Source organism: Bradyrhizobium algeriense (genome assembly GCF_036924595.1).
Lineage (GTDB): Bacteria > Pseudomonadota > Alphaproteobacteria > Rhizobiales > Xanthobacteraceae > Bradyrhizobium > Bradyrhizobium algeriense.
Genome location: NZ_JAZHRV010000001.1, coordinates 1,601,629 through 1,619,926 on the forward strand (window position 1 = coordinate 1,601,629; position 18,298 = coordinate 1,619,926).

Genomic DNA, 18,298 nt, shown 5'->3' on the forward strand with positions numbered 1-18,298 from the left:
TGCGGTGTCATAATACCGGAATCCCCTGGTAAGTCCCTGGTAGAGCTGCTTGCTCGGCCTTGCAGCGGGGAGCCAACCGCCGATGGAGCGAGTTCCTGCTTGACCTAACCAGCGGCGCGAGTTTCTGGCCGGTTTTAGCCGCGCTGGCTGCACGAACGGCCAGACCGGTCGCCCGAAGGGGCGGGAGGCGGCGGATGGGGCATCGATGCTACGCTTTATATCCGGTCTCGGAATCGGTCGATTGCCTCGAATCCGAAACGGTTTCGGCGGTATCCTTCATCAGAACTCTCGCCGCTTCAGCCAGGCGCGCGCAGCCCAATGCGCGAAGCACCAAGCGGATTTGATCGGTGAAAGCTGCTCCACGTTGCGGTAGATGTGCCAGACCCAGCCGGCGGACCGGAGCGGGCGGCTGGAAACCGATGAGCCCCGCACGCGGTAGCGGGCGAGGTCCTCGTTGAGCCCGTGGGCAACATGTCCCGGCTTGAGGATGTTCAGCCAGAGACAGAAATCGTCATACGGTTCGTTCTTCATGGCAATGTTGCCCGCGACGTCGCGGTCGACGAGCGCGGTCAGGGTGGCGATCGAGGTGTTCTTGAGCAACTGCTCATAGTTCAGCGAGGCCGGCACCTCGATCAGGCGGCCGGTGATCGATCCCGTCTCATTGATGCGGCGAAACGCCGTATAGCTCAGCGCCGCACGCTTTTGCTGCGCGAAGGCGATCTGCCGCTCGAGCTTGCCGGGCAGCCACAGATCGTCACTGTCGAGAAACGCGATGAAGCGGCCCTGCGCCCGCTCGATCGCGGCCTGGCGGGCAAGTGCCGGGCCTCCGTTACGGGGCTGGCGGATCAGCTTGACCCGCGGATCCTGCGCCGCGTGGCTTTCCACGATCGTGGCAGTCTGGTCCGTCGAACAGTCATCGGCGATCAATAGCTCCCAGTCCGTCATCGTCTGGGCCTGAACGGAGGCGATGGTCTCGCTGATCAGTGGCGCAACGTTCCACGATGGGGTGATGATCGAAACGAGCGGCATGGAGAAGCCTTTCAACCCGCGCGGCGCGGTTCGGCGATCGCAGAGAGCAACGAAGCCGCAAATGTGTCGAGCTGCTTGGAATCGCTGATATAGAGTTCGCCGGGAAACGATTGCCGCCAGGCGGTTTCGAAATAGGGCGCGGTATCGGCAGGGTTGAACGGCGTCGCGGCCAGCGCGTCGCGAAGCCGCTGCGGAACGTCCGCAAGGCGATCGACGGCGAAGACCAGCGGGCAGGAGCGATAGAACGCATCGCCCATCACCACGACGGGCTTGCCGAGCAGTACCGCTTCGGCACCCGATTTGCTGTTGACCGAGACGATCGCGTCGGTGCGGCCAAGCACCGTGTAATTGTTGGTCTGCGGCGGCAGCAGAATGAAATTATCGAAGCGGCGTGCGAGTTCGAACAGGCGGCCGGCGGGAATCGCGCCGATCTGGGCCGGATGCTCCTTCACCACGAGAACGTGCGTATCGGGAATGGTGCGCAGCAGGAAATCGATGGTCGCGACCTGGTCGAGATATTCGGGCGAGCGGAGCGTCAGCGCCATGTCGGCCGGCACATGCAGGGGGTAGTAGACGAACGGCGCGTCCGGCATCGGGCGATAGAGTTTCCGCAGCCGCATCGCGCCGACCGCCATGGCGGCATGCGCGCGGGCATGGCGGAGGTTATGTCCGAACTCCTGATGCTTGCCGAGTGCGAACTGGTCCCAGAGCTTCTCGACCAGGCGGCGTGCGTTCCGCGCGTTGGCGATCTTGTTGAACGCCGCCGAATATTGGTGACGGTCCTTTTGCGGAATCACAATGGATTGCTGCCGCAGGGTTTCGTTGAGGTAGGCGCGCACGTCGGTGGAGACTGCGTCCGCCGGCGTCCGCATCGTATCGGGAGCAGCCAAGCTGTCCGGCGTATAGTAAAGCCTGCCGCGAAAGAACGACGGCTCAATGAACCAGTTCCGGACACTGCGCTTCTTCGCGGCGTAGAAGCAGGCGATCACCGAGAGGAATCCGCCGAGTTCCTGAACCGCAACCGCCTGCCGCCCGGCGGCCGCCAGCCGATCGAGCACGACTTCCATCGCGTTGCTGTAGATCATGAACCGCCGGCGCAGCGCGGCGGTATCGCGAATCCCGAACGTGACGCGCTCGTGGCTGAACAGGAAGTTCGTTCCGTCCAGGCCGTAATCGGCGATCCTTGCCGCGAAGGCGCTCTGGTCGTCGACCGGCGCGCCGCCCTGAAGGCCGGTCCGGTACATGTTGACGACAGGACCGCCCTGCGCCTCCGCCATTTCCGAGCTGCGATCGTCAAAAGCGAGCAGTTGCACCTCGCGCCCGGCGCTGCGCAATCGCTGCGCCACGGGAAGCCAGAACCGGGTCTGATATTCGGCCAGCGTCGTGATCAGGATAATGTCGTCGTTGCTCGGGGGCATGCCTTGCCGGAATGTTGCTTTGCTGTTGTTCGGGATTATAGAGTGTGGCGCAATGGTTCAAGTGGCGCTCCGGCGCAGCCTGGACCGGGCATGGCGGCTGGTTCGTGGGTCGGCGGATAGCACGGCCATTGTGACGGGTCGACCTCTCCGCAACCAGACGATCCGGAAATATTGAAGGCCAGTGTGATGAACGCGGTGCAACGGGTCGTATTCCGCGTCGATGCTTCCACCGAAATGGGCATGGGACATCTCATGAGGTGTCTCAGCCTGGCCCGCGATTTGGCCGACGACGGTGCAAACGTATTCTTCCTGTTGCGCAGCCATGCGGCTCGCCTGACAGGCCTGATCGAAGGCGAGGGGCATTCGGCGCGGCTGCTGACGGATCCCGACCGCCGGCCGGACGCTCCGGCGGCGGACGGAACCGCTCATGCGCACTGGCTGCCGACGACCTGGCAGAAGGACGCCGAACAGACGCTGGAGGCGGTCGATCGCATCGGGCCCGTCGACTGGCTCGTCGTCGACCATTATGCACTCGACGCGAAATGGGAGCACATGCAGCGCCAGCGGGCGCCTCGCATCCTTGCGATCGATGATCTTGCCGATCGGGATCACGATTGCGACCTCCTGCTCGACCAGAATCTGGTTCTCAACATGGAGCGCCGTTACCGCGGTCGCTTGCCTCCGGCATGCCGGCCGCTGCTGGGTCCGGCCTGTGCATTGCTTCGTCCGGAATTCGCCGGGCAGCGCAAATCGCTGATCGGGCGCAGTGGCAAGGTAGGTCGCATCCTCGTGTGCTACGGCGGCTCCGATCCCGGCAATGAGACCGCGAAGGCATTGTCCGCCATCCAAAGCCTGTCGCTGCCCTGGCTTGCCGTCGACGTTGCGGTCGGCCTGAGCAATCCGCACACCGATTCGATTTCGGCTCTTTGCCGGGAAATGCCGCTCGCCGAGTTGCATCGTGGCGCGGACAACATGGCCGAACTGATGACGCGCGCGGACCTGGCGATCGGGGCGGGCGGCGTGATGAGCTGGGAACGCTGCTGTCTCGCGCTGCCAACCATCGCGGTTGATATCGCCGACAATCAGACCGGTGCGTTGACAGCGCTTGCCGGTTGCGGCGCGGTCGCCTATCTCGGTTCGGCGCCTTCGGTCACGGTGGATCAGATTGCGGGAACCCTTCGGTCGATGCTGGACGATCCGGCGCGGACACGCGCGATGGGAGAGGCCGCACGGGCGCTTGTCGACGGGCTGGGCACTTCCCGGGTGCGGGAGGCGATGCGATCGCTGGAGAGCGTCTAGCGCCGGCCGGCAGCCGAAGGGCGGCGGAGGCGGGAAACGTGGCTTGGGGCGATTAGCAGCGGCCGATACAGGCCAATTCCAGCCATGGCCGCAGATGTTCTTAATTGGTGTTTGACCGAATTTTCTATGCTAATTGCGCTCCGGCAGGGTTCCACAATTCCGCGGAATCGCCAGTGATGGTCGATAATGAAGGTTTCAGTTCTCTGCTCGAGCACGACGCACCCCGTCTATCCGCATCTGGAGCAGTGGGTAAGGGGCGCTGCGGCCAATCACCGGGTCGAACTGGTTCGGCAAAAAGGAGAGCTGACCGGCGGAGACATCCTCTTCCTCATCTCGTGCCATGAGATCATCTCGCCGGAGGATCGGCAGAAATATGGAGCGACCCTCGTCATTCACGCGAGCGATCTTCCGGAGGGACGCGGCTGGTCCCCGCACATTTGGCAGATACTCGAGGGAAAGAATCGCATCGTCGTGTCCCTGATCGAGGCACAGGACCCGGTTGATACCGGCGCTATCTGGGCGCAGCGGCACCTGGTGCTCGAAGGGCACGAGCTGAGCGACGAGATCAACGCGGGACTGTTCGCCATCGAGCTGGAATTGATGGACCATGCGCTCGAGATCATCGGGTCCGGAAAGCCCGTGCCTCAGGATGACCGGCCGCCGAGCTATTATCGCCGTCGCACGCTGGAGGACTCCCGGCTCGATCCGTCGCGCTCGATCGCCGAGCAATTCGACCTGTTGAGGGTAGCGGACCCGCAGCGCTTTCCGGCATTTTTCGATCTGCGCGGCCGTCGCTATCTCGTACGTATTGAAAAAGCTGGAGCTTCCGATGAGTGAAACAATCATGATTGCGGGCCGCGCGATTGGCCGCTCGCACCAGCCGTTCATCATCGCGGAAATGTCGGGCAACCACAATCAATCGCTCGACCGCGCGCTGGCAATCGTCGATGCCGCCGCCAAGTCCGGGGCGCATGCGCTGAAATTGCAGACCTATACCGCCGACACGATGACGTTGAACCTCAGCCGCGACGAGTTCTTCATCGACGATCCCAACAGCCTGTGGAAGGGCAGATCGCTCCACAAGCTCTACCAGGAAGCGCACACGCCGTGGGAGTGGCACGCCCCGATCTTCGAACGCGCACGGTCGCTCGGCATGATTCCGTTTTCGACGCCGTTCGATGCGTCGGCTGTCGATTTTCTCGAGCAGCTCGGCGTGTCCTGCTACAAGATCGCGTCGTTCGAGAACACGGATCTGCCTCTCATCCGCAAGGTTGCCGCGACCGGCAAGCCGATGATCATCTCAACGGGCATGGCGACCGTCGCCGACATCGACGAAGCCGTTCGCTGCGCGAGGGAGGCCGGCTGCAACGATCTGGTGCTGCTCAAATGCACGAGCACCTATCCGGCAGCGGCTTCCGATACCAATCTCCTGACGATCCCGCATATGCGTGCGTTGTTCGGGTGCGAGGTGGGACTGTCGGACCACACCTTCGGCATCGGGGCGGGCGTGGCGAGCGTTGCGCTCGGCGCCAGTGTCATCGAAAAGCATTTTACGCTGTCGCGCGCCGACGGCGGGGTCGATTCGACGTTCTCCATGGAACCCGACGAAATGGCGGCGTTGGTGGTCGAGACCGAGCGCGCCTGGATGGCGCTGGGCCAAGTCTTTTACGGATTGACCGAAAAAGAGCATAAGTCGCAAATCTTTCGCCGTTCGCTGTATGTGGCCGAGGACCTTGCCGCCGGTGACGCCCTGACGGAAGGTAATTTGAGAATCATCCGTCCGGGCCTGGGTCTGCCGCCCAAATATTTCGAGAGCCTGATCGGCATGCGCGTGGGCCGCGCGGTGCGCCGCGGCACGCCGATGAGTTGGGAGCTCCTGACGCCGGCCGACGACGATGTGGCGCCGTCGCGGGAACTGCCGAGAGGCGCTCGTGCCTGACAAGCCGCATGTCTGCCTGATCGTCGATAACCCGCTTCGCGATCTCGAGGGACTGGTATTGCTGGGTCGGCAACTCGCGACCAAAGGGGCGACCGTCACCCTGGTACCGATGTATGAGCAGGGATTCGACGTGCCGGCGCTGCGTCCGGATCTGGTGCTGGTGAATTATACAAGGCCCAACAATGCCGATCTGATCAAGGCCTACAAGCGCGCGGGAATTCTGGTCGGCGTGCTTGATACCGAGGGGATCGGCGGCAAGAACCCGGATCAATTTGCCGAGATGGTCCAGAGCGTCGGCTGCACCGATCTCGTGGATCTCTATTGCGTCTGGGGGCAGGCGCAGCATGCGGCGTTCCTGCGTCGCGGCACGGTGCCGGCGGCGCTGTTGCATGCGACAGGGTGCCCCCGTTACGATTTCTGCGCGGCGCCCTGGCGCGCTGCGCTTCCAAGACCGCCGCTCGAGCCGGGCTACGTCCTCATCAACACCAATTTTCCTGTCGCCAATCCGCGTTTTTCCGACAGTTCGTCGGCTGAGGAAGATTCGATGGTGCAGGCGGGGTTTTCGCGGGAGTTCGCGCGCCAGTTCGTTGCCGACGCCGGCAAAGCCTACCGGTCGGTGCTCGAGACGTCGCTGAAGCTGGCGAAGCATTTCAGCGATGTCCAGTTTGTCCTGCGCCCGCATCCGTTCGAGAACATTGCCTCCTACGATGTGCTCGCCGAATTGCCGAATTTTCACGTGCGCCAGGACGGCACGTCGCTGGAGTGGATCAGCGGCGCGCGCTTGCTGGTTCATCAAAATTGCTCCACCGCGATCGAGGCCACGATGCTGAAGGTGGAACCCTTGAGCATGGAGTGGTTCAATACGCCGTCGTTGCGGCTGGACGCAGCGACACGGGTCAGCCGTGGCGCCGGATCCGAATCCGATCTGATCGAACTGGTGCGGCAGGGGCTCGATGGCCGGTTGTCCCCGGTTGCCCGGGAAACCGAGCAATTTCGGCAGCAAATCATCGGTGATCTCTTTACAGCCGTCGACGGCGCGAGTTCCTCGCGTGTCACCTCGGCGATTCTCGATGCGATCGCGACAGCAAGCGGCGGAAAACGCGATACCTCCGCGCTGCCGCGGGCGTCGCTGCGCGGTGTTGCGGCAGAAGCGGTCCGGCGGGCGCTCGGGTACAAGGCAAGTTCGGCGCTGCGCCGCAGCTATAGCGCTCCGGAAAGCGAACGCCGGCGCATCGGCAAGGCATTTTCGCCGGAGATGGTGAATTCGGCACTGCGGCGCATCTGCGCCGCATCGGGAGATGGCCGGCATTTTGTCGTTCAACCGGCCACCGGTAGCTCGCGCCGGATGTCGAGGGCATTGAGCGGGGCAAGCCTGCAGTTAGCGGAAGCGGTCTGATCGTGCTGCGTCGATTCGTTCAAAACACAGCAATCTCGGCGGTCGCCTACGCGCTGGCGGGCGTACTCGGCTTGTTTGCGGTTGGATTGATTGCAAGGTCATACGGCCTGGCCGTGCTGGGCTTGATCGTGCTTGTGCGTGCGTTCCTGCCGACTGGTTTTTTGGCATTGTTCGATCTCGGTGTGTCGGAGACCACGACCCAGGCGGTAGCGCGGGGGCATGTTGGCGACTGGGTCGCTGCGAGCGAAAAGGTATCGCTGCTCACCGTGATCGCCGCTGCCATGGGAATTGTCTCAGGCGCGGCGCTCTGGATTGCCGCCGGGTCGCTCGCGACGATCTTCAAGGTTGTTCCCGATCAGGCTGGTGCGTTTATCTCCATCCTCAATGTCACGGCGCTGGTGCTTCCAATCGCGTTCCTGGGCCTTGTCGCGGAGGGAGCACTCAAGGGATTTGAACAATACGGCTGGCTGCGTCTGACCGAAGTGGGCGGCAACGTGTTGTATGTCGTAGCCGTTTACGCGCTGGTATGGCAGGGGGCGCCGTTCGAGTGGATTGCCTATTCCTATCTCGCGGTGACGGTCGCCAAATATCTCGTGCTGGCGGGTGTGGTTTGCCGCGCCGCATCCGCTACCTCTCTCCGGTTTTGCTCATGGACCGCCGTCAGCCGGCGAGGCATCCTTCATCGTTGCTGGCTGATGCTCAACAATCGAATCGCGGGCATCTTGCAGCAACCGTTGGTTCCGCTTGCGATCGGTGCGTTGTTCGGCCCCGCCGAGGTCGGGACGTATGATCTGATTACCCGGTTGCCTCGCTTCCTGAAAACGACGATGGCGCCGCTTCAGTCCGCCATTCTTCCGATTTCTACCCACATCGATGAAGCAACGGACACGCGCCGGCTGCAAATGCTTGGCCGCAACGGGCTCGTCCTGCCGGGAGCCGTCATCGTTCCCGTCCTGGTTGTGGCGGCGCTTTTTTCGGGAGAGATCCTCAAGGTGTGGGTTGGCCCGCAACATTCCGACCAGTGGCCCTGGCTCGCCATCTCGATGTTGATTCCGGCCATAACGGTGATGCTGGGTGCAGGGCAAACGGCGTTGATGGTGAGATCAGATTTTCTGCGCTTCAATACGCGGCTGCTCTATTTGCAGGTTGGACTGCAATATCTGGTGACCGGGCTCGGACTTTACTGGTTTCGCGAGCGGGCCTTCATCCTGGGCTGGGTGGTCTCTTACGTCGTCTTCGCGCCCGTGATCGCCCACCACATGCTTTCGCACATGAAACTTCCTGGTTCCCTGTTTTGGGGACAGCTCGCAAGACATGTGCTCGTTGGGTCGATACTTGCGGGCCTCGTCATGGTTAGCAAGATGTTCTTTGATCCCGGCAGTCTGATAGCCCTCGCGATCGTTGGCGGGCTGTGCTGCATTGTCGCCTGGGCATTGAGCGGGGCGATTATCCTGTCGGGGAGCGATCGTGCGATGTTTGGCAGGTTTGCCCGCGCGATGGGCCCGCGTTCCTGACGGCGGAATTTCTTCGCGTCTTTTGACGGAATCAAGGTTCCCGCCCCGGTGAGACAGAGTGGGCTTCTTGCCCGTGCTGGTTGATTTTGCTATGGAAACGCCCGCACGTCCCGGGCCAATGGAGGGTGAGTGACGTGTCTTGATCTTCAGCATAAGTCGGGTGCGCCAAGATGGGATTGATGTCCAGAGCGTTGTGGCATGTGAACCGTTCGCCGCTTCGTTATGCGGTCAAGTCCGGCGTCAGCGCATGGCATCTCGGCGAGAAGCGTGAGCGACGGCGCCAGGCGCAACTGCTGAATGTCGCCGCGGCCGAAAGAAACAAGGCCGAAGAATTGAATCGCAACGGGTATGCGATCGTCACTGAATTGATGGATCCGGCCGTGCAGCAGCAATTCGCCCAAGCCGGCATGGCGAGGCTTGGCGACATCGAGAACGCTGAAGCCAAGCAAGCGTCGAACTGGAAGAAATTCTGGGTTCGGCTGCTCGACGCCGAGATGAAGGACGGCAAGCTCAGCGCCGATAATATTTTCGTTCAGTATGCGTTGCAGCCGGCGGTGATCAATGTTGTCGCAACGGCGCTTGGTGAGATGCCCTGGCTCGATTATGTCTTGTTGTCATATTCGCGTCATACCGGTGAGGAGCTGGCATCTTCGCAACTCTGGCATCGCGACCATGATGACGTCAGGGTGATCAAGCTCTTCAGCTATCTCACCGATGTCGAGCAGGACGGCGACGGACCGTTCACGTTCCTGCCACGGCAGTCGACCGACAAATTCGGCTTTCCGTTACTAGGCAGCCATTTCCCCGATGATCGCGTCTTCGGCAAGGTTCCGCGCGGCGACGTCAAGGTGATGAAGGCGCCCCGTCTTGCGTCGTTCATGGTGGATACCGCGAAATGCCTGCACATGGGGAGCCGGATGGCGCCGGGGCACGGCAGGCTGCTTTACACGGCCACCTTCTTTGCTTTTCCGCGCATGTACCCAGGTGCAAAGAACCGGCCGTTTTCCCCCACACCCGACACGTCTGCATTGCAGAAATTGATCTTGGGCCTTTGATCGGCTATCCACACCGGGTCGTCGCCGACAGCGGTCGGTCAGTACTTTGGCATCCGGCAATTGCCGAGGGGAAGTTCCGTGAAATTCGAACCTGACGTGACGCCGGCGTCCCGATTGGATTTGTCGCGGGCCTATACGATCGATCTCGCGCGCAGTCTCCGCCGGCTGGCATTCAAGAACGTCCGGCGGACAAATGACGTCGTCGATTCCGAGTATAATTCCGGCGAATGGGACCGGGTGCTCAATCAGCGTGCCTGGCTAGGGCGAACGCTTGAGGAGTTCCTGATCGGGCAGAGCACGGCGCCGCGCCTCGCGAAGGTCGATGGCCGAATCGTCAGAATAACTGCCAGGGACTATTACCGATACCGGATCGGCGCGCTGTCGGAACTGATCGCCAAGCATGCAGGCGAAGCGACGTCGCTGCTCGAACTCGGCGCCGGCTACGGCGCGAACCTGTTCTCGTTGAGCCTTGATCGGCATTGGACCAAGCTGCGTGGCTTCGATATTGCGCCAAATGGTATTGAGGCGGGTCGGCAGATCGCAAGCCATTTCAAGCTCGACGACCGCGTGAGTTTCGACCGGATCGACCTCACCGATGCCGGCGATCCTCGTTTCAGCGAGCTGGCGGGCGGCACCGTTTTCACGTATTTCTGCATCGAGCAGATTCCCTATGCCGTGGAATCGGTGATCGAAAACATCGCTCGGGCAAAGCCTGCCCGCGTGGTGAATATCGAGCCGGGCGTCGACATGCTCAACCTGTCTCAGCCGCGTGACCTCGCCAGCCGTGTTTATATTCGGTCGATGGATTATCAGACACGTCTCTTCAAATTGCTCGACACGCTGGATGCACAGGGGCGAATCCGCGTCCTGGCCCGGGAGCGTATGGGATTTGCACCTACCTTGCACAATGATGGGCTCTTGTATGCCTGGGAGCCTCGCTGACGGTTCGTTGCTTCGCTGTCCGGACTCATAGGAAACAGGCATCCGGCGCCTCTGACTTATGCTGGGTTTGCGAATCGGATGGGATGATGGCGTGATAGGCTCCGCGGTGGATTCTGGTTCTCTGCTTGCCGCACTGGCGAGCGTGGCAGCGGTCGCCATTTTCGTGAGCGTGAGTCTGTGGATCGCAGTAAAGCGTCCCGGGCTCGGCATGATCTTCTTCTTTGTTCTATTTGCTTTTGCCTGGAGGCTCGTCTCGGTCCTCTACATCGATGTGTTCGGGCCGATTTTTTCCGACCAGTTGGCGCTGGAGATCGGGCCCGGTGTTTCCGTCTTGCCGATTGCGATTTCGCAGGGGATCGTCGTCATCGCGTTGCTGTTTTCGTTTCGACGGCAGCGGGTGCTGCAACTCGTCGGCCCGGACGAGTCGGGGTTGGCGAGCCGGCTGCCTCCCGGACGGTTCTCGCTCTCCGACCTTGCGTTCCTGGCTGCCGCGCTTTTTGTCGTCGCACTCTGGGTGGAGCTATTGGTGAGAGGCCCGATCCCGCTGTTTGCCGGTATCGAGCGCTTCGATTACACGCGGCTATACGGCGGTTCGTTGCATCACCGCCTGCTGGAATGGGGCCCCATGCTGGTGTTCCAGCTCGGCATATTCTTCGCCATTCCCCTGCTGCACGACGAGCCATCGGACCGCCGTTTCGGCGCACTGTTCGGAGCCCTGATTCTGTACCTGTTTCTGGCAGGGCATCGGTTCTCGTCCTTGTACGTCTACTCGTCGTTCTTTGTCATGCCAATCGGCGCCGTCCTGATTGGCCGTCAAGCAAAGTCTCGATCCTTGGGGGAAATCGCTTCGAGAAAATTGCTGCGCTATCTGGCTGTAGGCGGAGTTGTGCTGCTCGTTCTGATCGCTGGTGCGGTGGCTTATTCCTACATCGTCGTGCGTGGCGAGGGCGGGGTGCTTCTGTCGAAGCTCTCGCAGCGAATCCTGATCCAGCAGGGCGAAATGTGGTGGATGACCTATGACCGGGTGTTTCAGCATAACGACTGGAACAGCAGCCATGCGGCTTACAAATTGTTCGTCGACCCGTTCGATCCGGCTCGCAATTCCACCATGCAGTTCCTGATGGAACTTGCTTTGCCTCTCCAGCGCGCTCACTACATCATTGCGCAGGGATCCGCTTACACCGGCGGATGGCCGGAGGTGTTTTTCGAGCTGGGTGGACCCATCGCCGGATTTGCTCTGGTAGCTTTATCGGCGATCATCTTCTCCGAATTCATGTTCCTGATGACGCGGTGTATCATTCAGGAGCGTTTTGCGACGTGTTTTTTTCTGACGCCGATATTGTTCGCGCTGTCGATCACCATTGTTTCAGGGATGGTCAATTCGTTCGTTCAGATGACCTTCCTGATCAAGGTTGCGGTTGCGCTGGTAGCGTATATAACAGAAGACAAATGGAGGTTGCATTTGGTTTTGCCCGGTCATTCTGCCGGTTCCGAGAAGGAGGCATAGGACATGAGCGTCTCGTCAACCACTGTGCCCGGTGATCACTATCTGAGCGGATTGCTCACGTTCCTTTACCGAACGATCAGGGCAAATATTTTTTCGACCGTTTTGCTGCCTCTGGCTTCAATGCTGATCGCATATGTTGCCGCCTTGCAGTTGCCGACCGTCTATACGGCCCAGGCAAGTATTCGAATCGGAAGAGTGGATGGCGGGGAAGCCATCAGCCTGACGAGCGCGGTTTCCCGAATAAATTCCCTCGCGTTCAAACAGCATGTGGTCCAGGGGATGAATTTTCCCGCCGCCGAAGGGGCCCGGCCTGCGCAACTGATCTTTGGCAGTTTGACCGCAAGGCAAGATACCGCCGCCGACACGGTCGGCGTGAGCGTGCAGGCAACCACCGCCCAGCAGGCGCGCGACATCGTGGCTGTTGCGGTAGCTCTGCTGAACGAAGAGCAGCGCAAGATCCAGGGACCGCTGGAGACTAATATCAAGGAACAGCTTGCGACCTATGACGCCACGATCTCCAGCCTGCTGGAGACCAGGGACTCATTGGCGGTCCTGACAAAGGAAGATGCAAAGGCAGCGTCTGGCGATCCCGTGTTGGTAGCGCTGCGGAGAGTGTGGCTGTCCGATCTCGTTTCGCGCAACGAACAGAGGCTGGCTGCAGCTCGCTCCGAGCGGAATGCACTGTCGGCAAGACTTGGCGGATGGAGAACCTATCCGACAGCTCCTCTCGACGAGCTTTACGTATCGTCGGGATTCGCGCACGCCAGACCCGCTACGATTGCAATTATTGCCGGAGCGGTGGTGTTCCTGATATTTCTCTTCCGCGCGATGCTTCGCGAATCGAAAGCCGCTCGTCCGGATTGAATCGCGCTGCGAGCCGCCTGTTACGACCTTCGTTTCGAAATTTCTGCGGAGGACAGCGGGCATTCGGAGGATTTACGGGCTGCGTCAGATTGTGCTTAGCTGCCTTCCGCAAGAAACACATTTTTTGCGGAGATTTCGCTTGTTTCGACGGTAAAATTTCGATGCATCACTCTGATAGTTTCATGGCCGTCGAGACGGAGGGCACGACGCGTCGCGAACGGCGGATTTGTCTCGAACGCGATCGGACCGCGGCGGCGGGATTGATGGGGCGCCGCTGGAAGGTTCAGGCGCCGCTGCCGGCATTGACACCATGCGGCTTCGTCGAGGCGGTGTTGTGCTGAAGCAGGCCGTCATTCTGGTCGGTGGACTTGGTACCCGGCTGGGCGAGATGACGCGGCTGGTCCCGAAGCCGCTGCTGGAGGTGGCGGGCAAGCCTTTCCTGGATTACATCCTCGACGAGCTGTCGCGCTATCCGACCATTCAGGACATCGTGCTGCTGGCCGGCCATCAGGCCGGGCAGGTGGTCGATCGCTATGGCGGCCGGCGCTGGCGTGGCGCCGCCGTCTCGGTGGTGTCCGAGCCGGCACAATTGGGTACCGGCGGGGCGTTGAAGCACGCCGCGGCCAGGCTGGATGACAAATTCCTGCTTCTCAACGGCGACTCCTTTTTCGATTTCAACATTCTCGATCTTGCCGCGACGGCGCAATCGCCCGCGATCGTACGCGTGGCGTTGAAAAAGGATCATGCCGGCGACCGCTACGGCCGCGTCCTGCTCGATAAGGATTTCATCAAGACGTTCCTGCCGGCGGGGGCGCAGCCGAACGGGCCCATCAACTCGGGCGTCTATTGCGTCGACCGGGAAATTCTATCTTTCATCGACGATCTGCCCTGTTCGCTCGAACAGGCGGTCTTTCCGGCGCCTTGCCGAAAAAGGGCAGTTGCGGGCAAATTTATATGACGGGTTTTTCATCGACATCGGTGTGCCCGCCGACTTCGAACGCGCGCAGACCGAACTTCCCGAGCGCGTGCGGCGTTCTGCCGTTTTCTTCGACCGGGACGGAGTCCTCAATATCGACAAGGCCTATGTCCACAAGGTCGAGGATTTCGAGTGGGTCGCCGGTGCGCGCGAGGCCATCAAGCTCTGCAACGATCGCGGCTATCTGACCTTCGTGGTCACCAATCAGGCCGGCGTCGCGCGCGGCTATTACGGGATCGAGGCCATTCAGACGCTGCACGACTGGATCAGCCGGGATCTCGCTGAAATCGGCGCGCATATCGATGAATTTCAATACTGCCCCTATCACGAGGAGGGCGTCGTCGCGGAGTGGCGGCAGGCAAGCGACCGACGCAAGCCGGCGCCGGGCATGATCCTCGATTGCCTCAAAGGCTGGCCGGTGCGTAAGGAATCCAGTCTTCTCGTCGGCGATATGCCCCACGACCTCCAGGCGGCTGCAGCCGCCGGGATCGCAGGGCATCTTTTCAAGGGCGGCGATCTCTTGTCGTTCATTCGGCCGCTGCTCGGAGCGAACTCGGGCTTGATCGGGCCTTAAGCGCGGTTGATGGCGCGGTACATCAGCTCGGCCCGGTCCCAGTCTTCGAGCGTATCGATATCCTGCACCAGATGCCGCGGCAGGATCACGCCGATCGAATGCGGCGCGAACAGCGGCATGTCCTCCAGAAAGGCGCGCGCTGTTCCCCAATAGAACTGGCCGGCATCGTGATAGGTGTGCTCCAGATCCTGCGACCGCGTCATGCGGTGTTCCGGATAGATCGCGTCCACCCGGCCCTGCGGCGTGATGCGCACGGCGCGCTGGATCGGAAAAGCGTAACTGGTGACGGAAAACGCGAAGGCGGCTTCCGAGCGGGCGAGGGTCTCGTAACCTTCGGTGATGAATCGCGCCTGCACCAGCGGCGCGGTGGCGTAGAGACAGCACGCATGCGTGACGTCGTTTGACTGCGAGTTAAACCAGGCCACCGCATGCTTCACGACGGCGTTGGTGCCGGTGAAGTCGTCGGCAATTTCCTTCGGCCGGATGAAGGGCGTCGAGGCACCGAATTCGCGCGCGACGGAGGCGATCTCCTCGTCATCGGTCGAGACGACGACCTGATCGAACAGTCCGGTCTGCTTTGCCGCGGCGATCGAATAGGCAATGATCGGCTTGCCGCAGAACATGCGGATGTTCTTGCGCGGGATCCGCCTGCTGCCGCCTCGCGCCGGGATGACGGCGATCTTCACGCGAGGATCTTCCGCAGCGCCGCGACGACGGTGTCCTGTTCGTCATTTGTCATGCGCGAAAACAGCGGCAGTGTAATCGCGTCCTCGTAGTAACTCTCGGCCTCGGGGAACATGCCGGTCTGGAAACCGAGCTTCCGGTAATAAGGCTGTGTATGCACGGGAATGTAGTGCACATTAACGCCGATCCCGGCTGCGCGCAGGGCGTCGAACACCTGACGCCGGCTGAGCCTGATCTCGTTGCGGTGCAGGCGAATGACGTAGAGATGCCAGGCCGAATTGGTGTCGGGGTGCTGCCACGGGCACGCCACCGGCAGCTTTGCCAGCAGGGTGTCGTAGCGGGCGGCAAGCTCGCGCCGGCGCGCGACAAAGGGGTCGAGCCGCGCGAGTTGGCTGGTGCCGAGCGCCGACTGAATGTCGGTCATGCGATAATTCAGGCCAAGCTCGATCTGCTCGTACATCCACGGGCCATCTCGTTCTTCGTTGGCCCGCTCCTCGGCGATCCGCGACGCGCCCTGCGGTTCTTCAGGCCGCTGTGCCGGGCGGATGATCCCGTGCGTGCGCAGATAGGAAAGGCGCTCGGCGAGCTTCGGATCGTTGGTCAGGGCCATGCCGCCTTCGCCGGTCGTGATGATCTTGACCGGGTGGAAGCTGAAGATCGTGGCGTCGCCGTAGTCGCAGGAGCCGACCTTGCGTCCGAGATATTCGCCGCCGACTGCGTGCGAGGCATCCTCGACGATGCGAAAGCCGTAGCGGTCGGCCAACGCGCGGATTTCCCGCATTTCGCAGGACTGGCCGGCGAAATGCACGGGTACGACGATCTTCGGCAATCGGCCCTGCGATGCCGCGGCTTCGAGCTTCTCGGCCAGCGCTGAGACGCTCATATTGTAGGTGCGCGGATCGATGTCGACGAAGTCGACGTCGGCGCCGCAATACAGCGCGCAATTGGCCGATGCCACAAAGGTGTTCGGGCTGGTCCAGAGCGCGTCGCCGGGGCCGAGATCGAGCGCGATGCAGGCGATGTGCAGGGCGGCCGTCGCATTGGATACCGCAATCGCGCTGCGGCTGCCGCAATAGGCGGCCATTGCCTGCTCGAACCGGGGGCCGGCCTGTCCCTGCGTCAGCCAGTCCGAGCGCAGCACCTCGGTGACTGCGTCAATGTCCTCTGCCGAAATGTCCTGACGTCCATAGGGGATCATTGGACCGCAATTCGGTTGAATTCCCTGATTTCGGATACATTGAGAAAGTGATCGTTCCGGCCGGAATTATACTCGAATCCGTCCGATACCGGTTCTCCATGTTCGCCGATTTGGTTGGTAACATAATCGACGTCTTTGCGGAAAAACTTGATGGTCGGCTTGATCACAAAATGATCGTGGAAGCGCAGGGTCAAATGCGAATCATCGGTCGGGCACATGATCTCGTGCAGCTTTTCGCCAGGACGGATGCCGATCACCCTGGTCGGAAGGTCCGGCGCCATGGCTGCTGCGAGATCGGGAATACGCACGGACGGGATCATCGGAACGAAAATCTCGCCGCCCGACATGCGCTCGAAGCTCCTGTTGACGAAGTCGACGCCCTGCTGAAGCGTTATCCAGAACCGGGTCATGCGGGGGTCGGTGATCGGCAGGTGATCTGTGCCTTCCGCCAGCAGCTTGTTGAACAGCGGCACGATCGAGCCGCGGGAGCCGACCACGTTGCCGTAGCGCACGACGCCGAAGGCCGTCCGATGCCCGCCCGCCATGTTGTTCGCCGCGATGAACAGTTTGTCGGAGGCGAGCTTGGTGGCGCCGTACAGGTTGATGGGCTGCGCGGCCTTGTCGGTTGACAGCGCGATGACCTTCTCGACGTTGGCCTCCAGCGACGCCTGAATCACGTTCTCGGCGCCGTGGATGTTGGTCTTGATGCATTCCATCGGATTGTATTCGGCAGCGGGCACCTGCTTCAGGGCGGCTGCATGAATCACGAAGTCGATGCCCTTCATGGCCGTACGAAGGCGCTCGCCATCGCGCACGTCGCCGATGAAGTAGCGCATCGGCGATTGGTCGAACTCCTGCTGCATCTCGTATTGCTTCAATTCGTCGCGCGAGTAGATCACGAGACGGCGAGGCTTGAAGTTCTTCAGGAGATTGCCGACGTATTTACGCCCAAACGAACCAGTGCCGCCGGTAATCAGAATGGACTTGTCGTTAAACATGATTGCTTCTGCGCCGGCTCGTCATTGCATGAAAATAAGGGGAACGCGCGGTGGTTACCATACGCTCCTGCCTCCGTCCATGACCATATTCTGGCCGGTCATGTAACTCGATGCGTCCGAGCAGAGGAACTGGACGGCGGCGCAGTATTCGTCGACCCGGGCCATCCGTCCCATCGGGATGAGGCGCGTCAGCCGTTCAACGAACGCCGGATCCTGATTGTTGAAGACGCCGCCGGGCGAGATCGCGTTGACCCGGACGCCCTGGTCCGCCCAGTAGGTTGCGAGATACTTGGTCAGCCCTATCAAGCCATGCTTGATGACGGAATATGTGACCGGTTTGACCGGCTGTTCTTCGTCTCGCGTGATGCTGGGCTGCCGGTAGAGCCGCTGATCGGGCGCGATCACGCCGAGATCGGACGCGATGTTGAGGATCACGCCGCGGCCGCGCCTGGCCATGGCGCCGCCGAAAACTTGCGAGCACAGCATCGCACCGGTTAATCCCACCGCGATTTCCGTCTGCCACTGCGGAACCGGAAAGGCCTCGAAGCGCGACGAATGCATCACGCCCGGGGTCGAGGTGACCTTGGGATCGATCGCGGCGTTGTTGACGAGGATATCGACGGCGATGCCGCGTCCGGCGAGATCCTCGCCGGCTGCGCCGACCGATGCCTGCGATGTCACGTCGATCACGATCGGAACCATGCCGGCTCCGGGCGCGATTTCCTTCACCGCGGTGATGGTCGCATCGGCCTGCGCCAGTCCGATGTCGCTGACGACGACGCGCGCGCCCGCATCGACCAGGGCGGCGACGTGCTGACGTCCCAGCAATCCGCCGGCGCCGGTGACGAGCGCGGTGCGTCCCGTGAGGTCGTATCGAGCGGAGAGGGCGGTCATGGAGCGCTCCT

18 protein-coding genes are annotated in these 18,298 nt (G+C 61.5%); 12 read left to right on the forward strand and 6 right to left on the reverse strand.

Features of this window, described 5'->3' with window-relative positions; genetic code table 11:
- Positions 1-279: 279 nt before the first annotated feature.
- Positions 280-1,029: a glycosyltransferase family 2 protein gene (locus V1286_RS07735; RefSeq protein WP_334478684.1), complete on the reverse strand. Its 750-nt coding sequence runs from the start codon at positions 1,027-1,029 to the stop codon at positions 280-282.
- 11 nt (positions 1,030-1,040) lie between these two features.
- Positions 1,041-2,447, reverse strand: a complete 1,407-nt coding sequence (locus V1286_RS07740; protein WP_334478685.1) for a capsular polysaccharide export protein, LipB/KpsS family — start codon at positions 2,445-2,447, stop codon at positions 1,041-1,043.
- A gap of 186 nt (positions 2,448-2,633) precedes the next feature.
- On the opposite strand from V1286_RS07740, the gene pseG reads away from it, so the two are divergent.
- From pseG to V1286_RS07800, 12 genes are all read left to right on the forward strand, one after another.
- Entirely contained in the window at positions 2,634-3,746 is a 1,113-nt protein-coding gene (pseG, locus tag V1286_RS07745) for a UDP-2,4-diacetamido-2,4,6-trideoxy-beta-L-altropyranose hydrolase (protein WP_334478686.1), read from the forward strand.
- A 186-nt stretch (positions 3,747-3,932) separates the two neighbouring features.
- Positions 3,933-4,583, forward strand: coding sequence for a formyltransferase family protein (locus V1286_RS07750; protein ID WP_334478688.1), 651 nt, complete (start codon positions 3,933-3,935; stop codon positions 4,581-4,583).
- On the forward strand, positions 4,576-5,685 hold the full coding sequence (gene pseI / locus V1286_RS07755; RefSeq protein WP_334478690.1) for a pseudaminic acid synthase: 1,110 nt from the start codon (positions 4,576-4,578) through the stop codon (positions 5,683-5,685). The genes V1286_RS07750 and pseI overlap by 8 nt, the downstream gene beginning before the upstream one ends.
- Positions 5,678-7,081, forward strand: a complete 1,404-nt coding sequence (locus V1286_RS07760) for a surface carbohydrate biosynthesis protein (RefSeq protein ID WP_334478691.1) — start codon at positions 5,678-5,680, stop codon at positions 7,079-7,081. Before pseI ends, V1286_RS07760 begins: the two co-directional genes overlap by 8 nt.
- A 2-nt stretch (positions 7,082-7,083) precedes the next feature.
- Entirely contained in the window at positions 7,084-8,595 is a 1,512-nt protein-coding gene (locus V1286_RS07765) for a lipopolysaccharide biosynthesis protein (protein WP_334478692.1), read from the forward strand.
- Positions 8,596-8,774: 179 nt separating this feature from the next.
- The gene (locus V1286_RS07770) at positions 8,775-9,650 is read left to right on the forward strand and encodes a hypothetical protein (RefSeq protein ID WP_334478694.1); all 876 of its coding nucleotides are present in this window, start codon (positions 8,775-8,777) and stop codon (positions 9,648-9,650) included.
- A 237-nt stretch (positions 9,651-9,887) separates the two neighbouring features.
- Positions 9,888-10,592: a class I SAM-dependent methyltransferase gene (locus V1286_RS07775; protein WP_334478695.1), complete on the forward strand. Its 705-nt coding sequence runs from the start codon at positions 9,888-9,890 to the stop codon at positions 10,590-10,592.
- A 91-nt stretch (positions 10,593-10,683) separates the two neighbouring features.
- The gene (locus tag V1286_RS07780) at positions 10,684-12,099 is read left to right on the forward strand and encodes a DUF6418 domain-containing protein (protein ID WP_334478697.1); all 1,416 of its coding nucleotides are present in this window, start codon (positions 10,684-10,686) and stop codon (positions 12,097-12,099) included.
- A gap of 3 nt (positions 12,100-12,102) precedes the next feature.
- The gene (locus V1286_RS07785; RefSeq protein WP_334478699.1) at positions 12,103-12,963 is read left to right on the forward strand and encodes a GumC domain-containing protein; all 861 of its coding nucleotides are present in this window, start codon (positions 12,103-12,105) and stop codon (positions 12,961-12,963) included.
- A gap of 182 nt (positions 12,964-13,145) precedes the next feature.
- Positions 13,146-13,304, forward strand: coding sequence for a hypothetical protein (locus V1286_RS07790; RefSeq protein ID WP_334478700.1), 159 nt, complete (start codon positions 13,146-13,148; stop codon positions 13,302-13,304).
- Positions 13,274-13,921, forward strand: coding sequence for a sugar phosphate nucleotidyltransferase (locus V1286_RS07795; RefSeq protein ID WP_334478702.1), 648 nt, complete (start codon positions 13,274-13,276; stop codon positions 13,919-13,921). The genes V1286_RS07790 and V1286_RS07795 overlap by 31 nt, the downstream gene beginning before the upstream one ends.
- Entirely contained in the window at positions 13,902-14,513 is a 612-nt protein-coding gene (locus V1286_RS07800) for an HAD family hydrolase (RefSeq protein WP_334478703.1), read from the forward strand. Before V1286_RS07795 ends, V1286_RS07800 begins: the two co-directional genes overlap by 20 nt.
- On the opposite strand, the gene pseF is transcribed toward V1286_RS07800, so the two are convergent.
- Genes pseF through V1286_RS07820 form a run of 4 tightly spaced genes read right to left on the reverse strand, consistent with a single transcriptional unit; the run spans position 14,510 to position 18,287 of the window.
- A complete protein-coding gene (gene pseF, locus V1286_RS07805; protein ID WP_334478704.1) occupies positions 14,510-15,199 on the reverse strand; it encodes a pseudaminic acid cytidylyltransferase in 690 nt (229 codons plus the stop codon). The genes V1286_RS07800 and pseF overlap by 4 nt on opposite strands.
- Entirely contained in the window at positions 15,196-16,395 is a 1,200-nt protein-coding gene (pseC, locus tag V1286_RS07810; RefSeq protein ID WP_334478706.1) for a UDP-4-amino-4,6-dideoxy-N-acetyl-beta-L-altrosamine transaminase, read from the reverse strand. Before pseC ends, pseF begins: the two co-directional genes overlap by 4 nt.
- Positions 16,392-17,393 carry a UDP-N-acetylglucosamine 4,6-dehydratase (inverting) gene (gene pseB / locus V1286_RS07815; protein ID WP_334478708.1) on the reverse strand — a complete coding sequence of 334 codons (1,002 nt, stop codon included), beginning with the start codon at positions 17,391-17,393 and terminating at the stop codon, positions 16,392-16,394. Before pseB ends, pseC begins: the two co-directional genes overlap by 4 nt.
- 54 nt (positions 17,394-17,447) lie before the next feature.
- Entirely contained in the window at positions 17,448-18,287 is an 840-nt protein-coding gene (locus tag V1286_RS07820; protein ID WP_334478709.1) for an SDR family oxidoreductase, read from the reverse strand.
- Positions 18,288-18,298: the final 11 nt, after the last annotated feature.

Excerpts from the sequence above, each read along its gene's own strand:
- V1286_RS07735 (WP_334478684.1), bottom strand. The coding sequence starts at position 1,029 with ATGCCGCTCGTTTCGATCATCACCCCATCGTGGAACGTTGCGCCACTG.
- V1286_RS07740 (WP_334478685.1), bottom strand. The coding sequence starts at position 2,447 with ATGCCCCCGAGCAACGACGACATTATCCTGATCACGACGCTGGCCGAA.
- pseG (WP_334478686.1), top strand. The coding sequence starts at position 2,634 with ATGAACGCGGTGCAACGGGTCGTATTCCGCGTCGATGCTTCCACCGAA.
- V1286_RS07750 (WP_334478688.1), top strand. The coding sequence starts at position 3,933 with ATGAAGGTTTCAGTTCTCTGCTCGAGCACGACGCACCCCGTCTATCCG.
- pseI (WP_334478690.1), top strand. The coding sequence starts at position 4,576 with ATGAGTGAAACAATCATGATTGCGGGCCGCGCGATTGGCCGCTCGCAC.
- V1286_RS07770 (WP_334478694.1), top strand. The coding sequence starts at position 8,775 with ATGTCCAGAGCGTTGTGGCATGTGAACCGTTCGCCGCTTCGTTATGCG.
- V1286_RS07785 (WP_334478699.1), top strand. The coding sequence starts at position 12,103 with ATGAGCGTCTCGTCAACCACTGTGCCCGGTGATCACTATCTGAGCGGA.
- V1286_RS07790 (WP_334478700.1), top strand. The coding sequence starts at position 13,146 with ATGGCCGTCGAGACGGAGGGCACGACGCGTCGCGAACGGCGGATTTGT.
- V1286_RS07795 (WP_334478702.1), top strand. The coding sequence starts at position 13,274 with ATGCGGCTTCGTCGAGGCGGTGTTGTGCTGAAGCAGGCCGTCATTCTG.
- pseC (WP_334478706.1), bottom strand. The coding sequence starts at position 16,395 with ATGATCCCCTATGGACGTCAGGACATTTCGGCAGAGGACATTGACGCA.
- pseB (WP_334478708.1), bottom strand. The coding sequence starts at position 17,393 with ATGTTTAACGACAAGTCCATTCTGATTACCGGCGGCACTGGTTCGTTT.
- V1286_RS07820 (WP_334478709.1), bottom strand. The coding sequence starts at position 18,287 with ATGACCGCCCTCTCCGCTCGATACGACCTCACGGGACGCACCGCGCTC.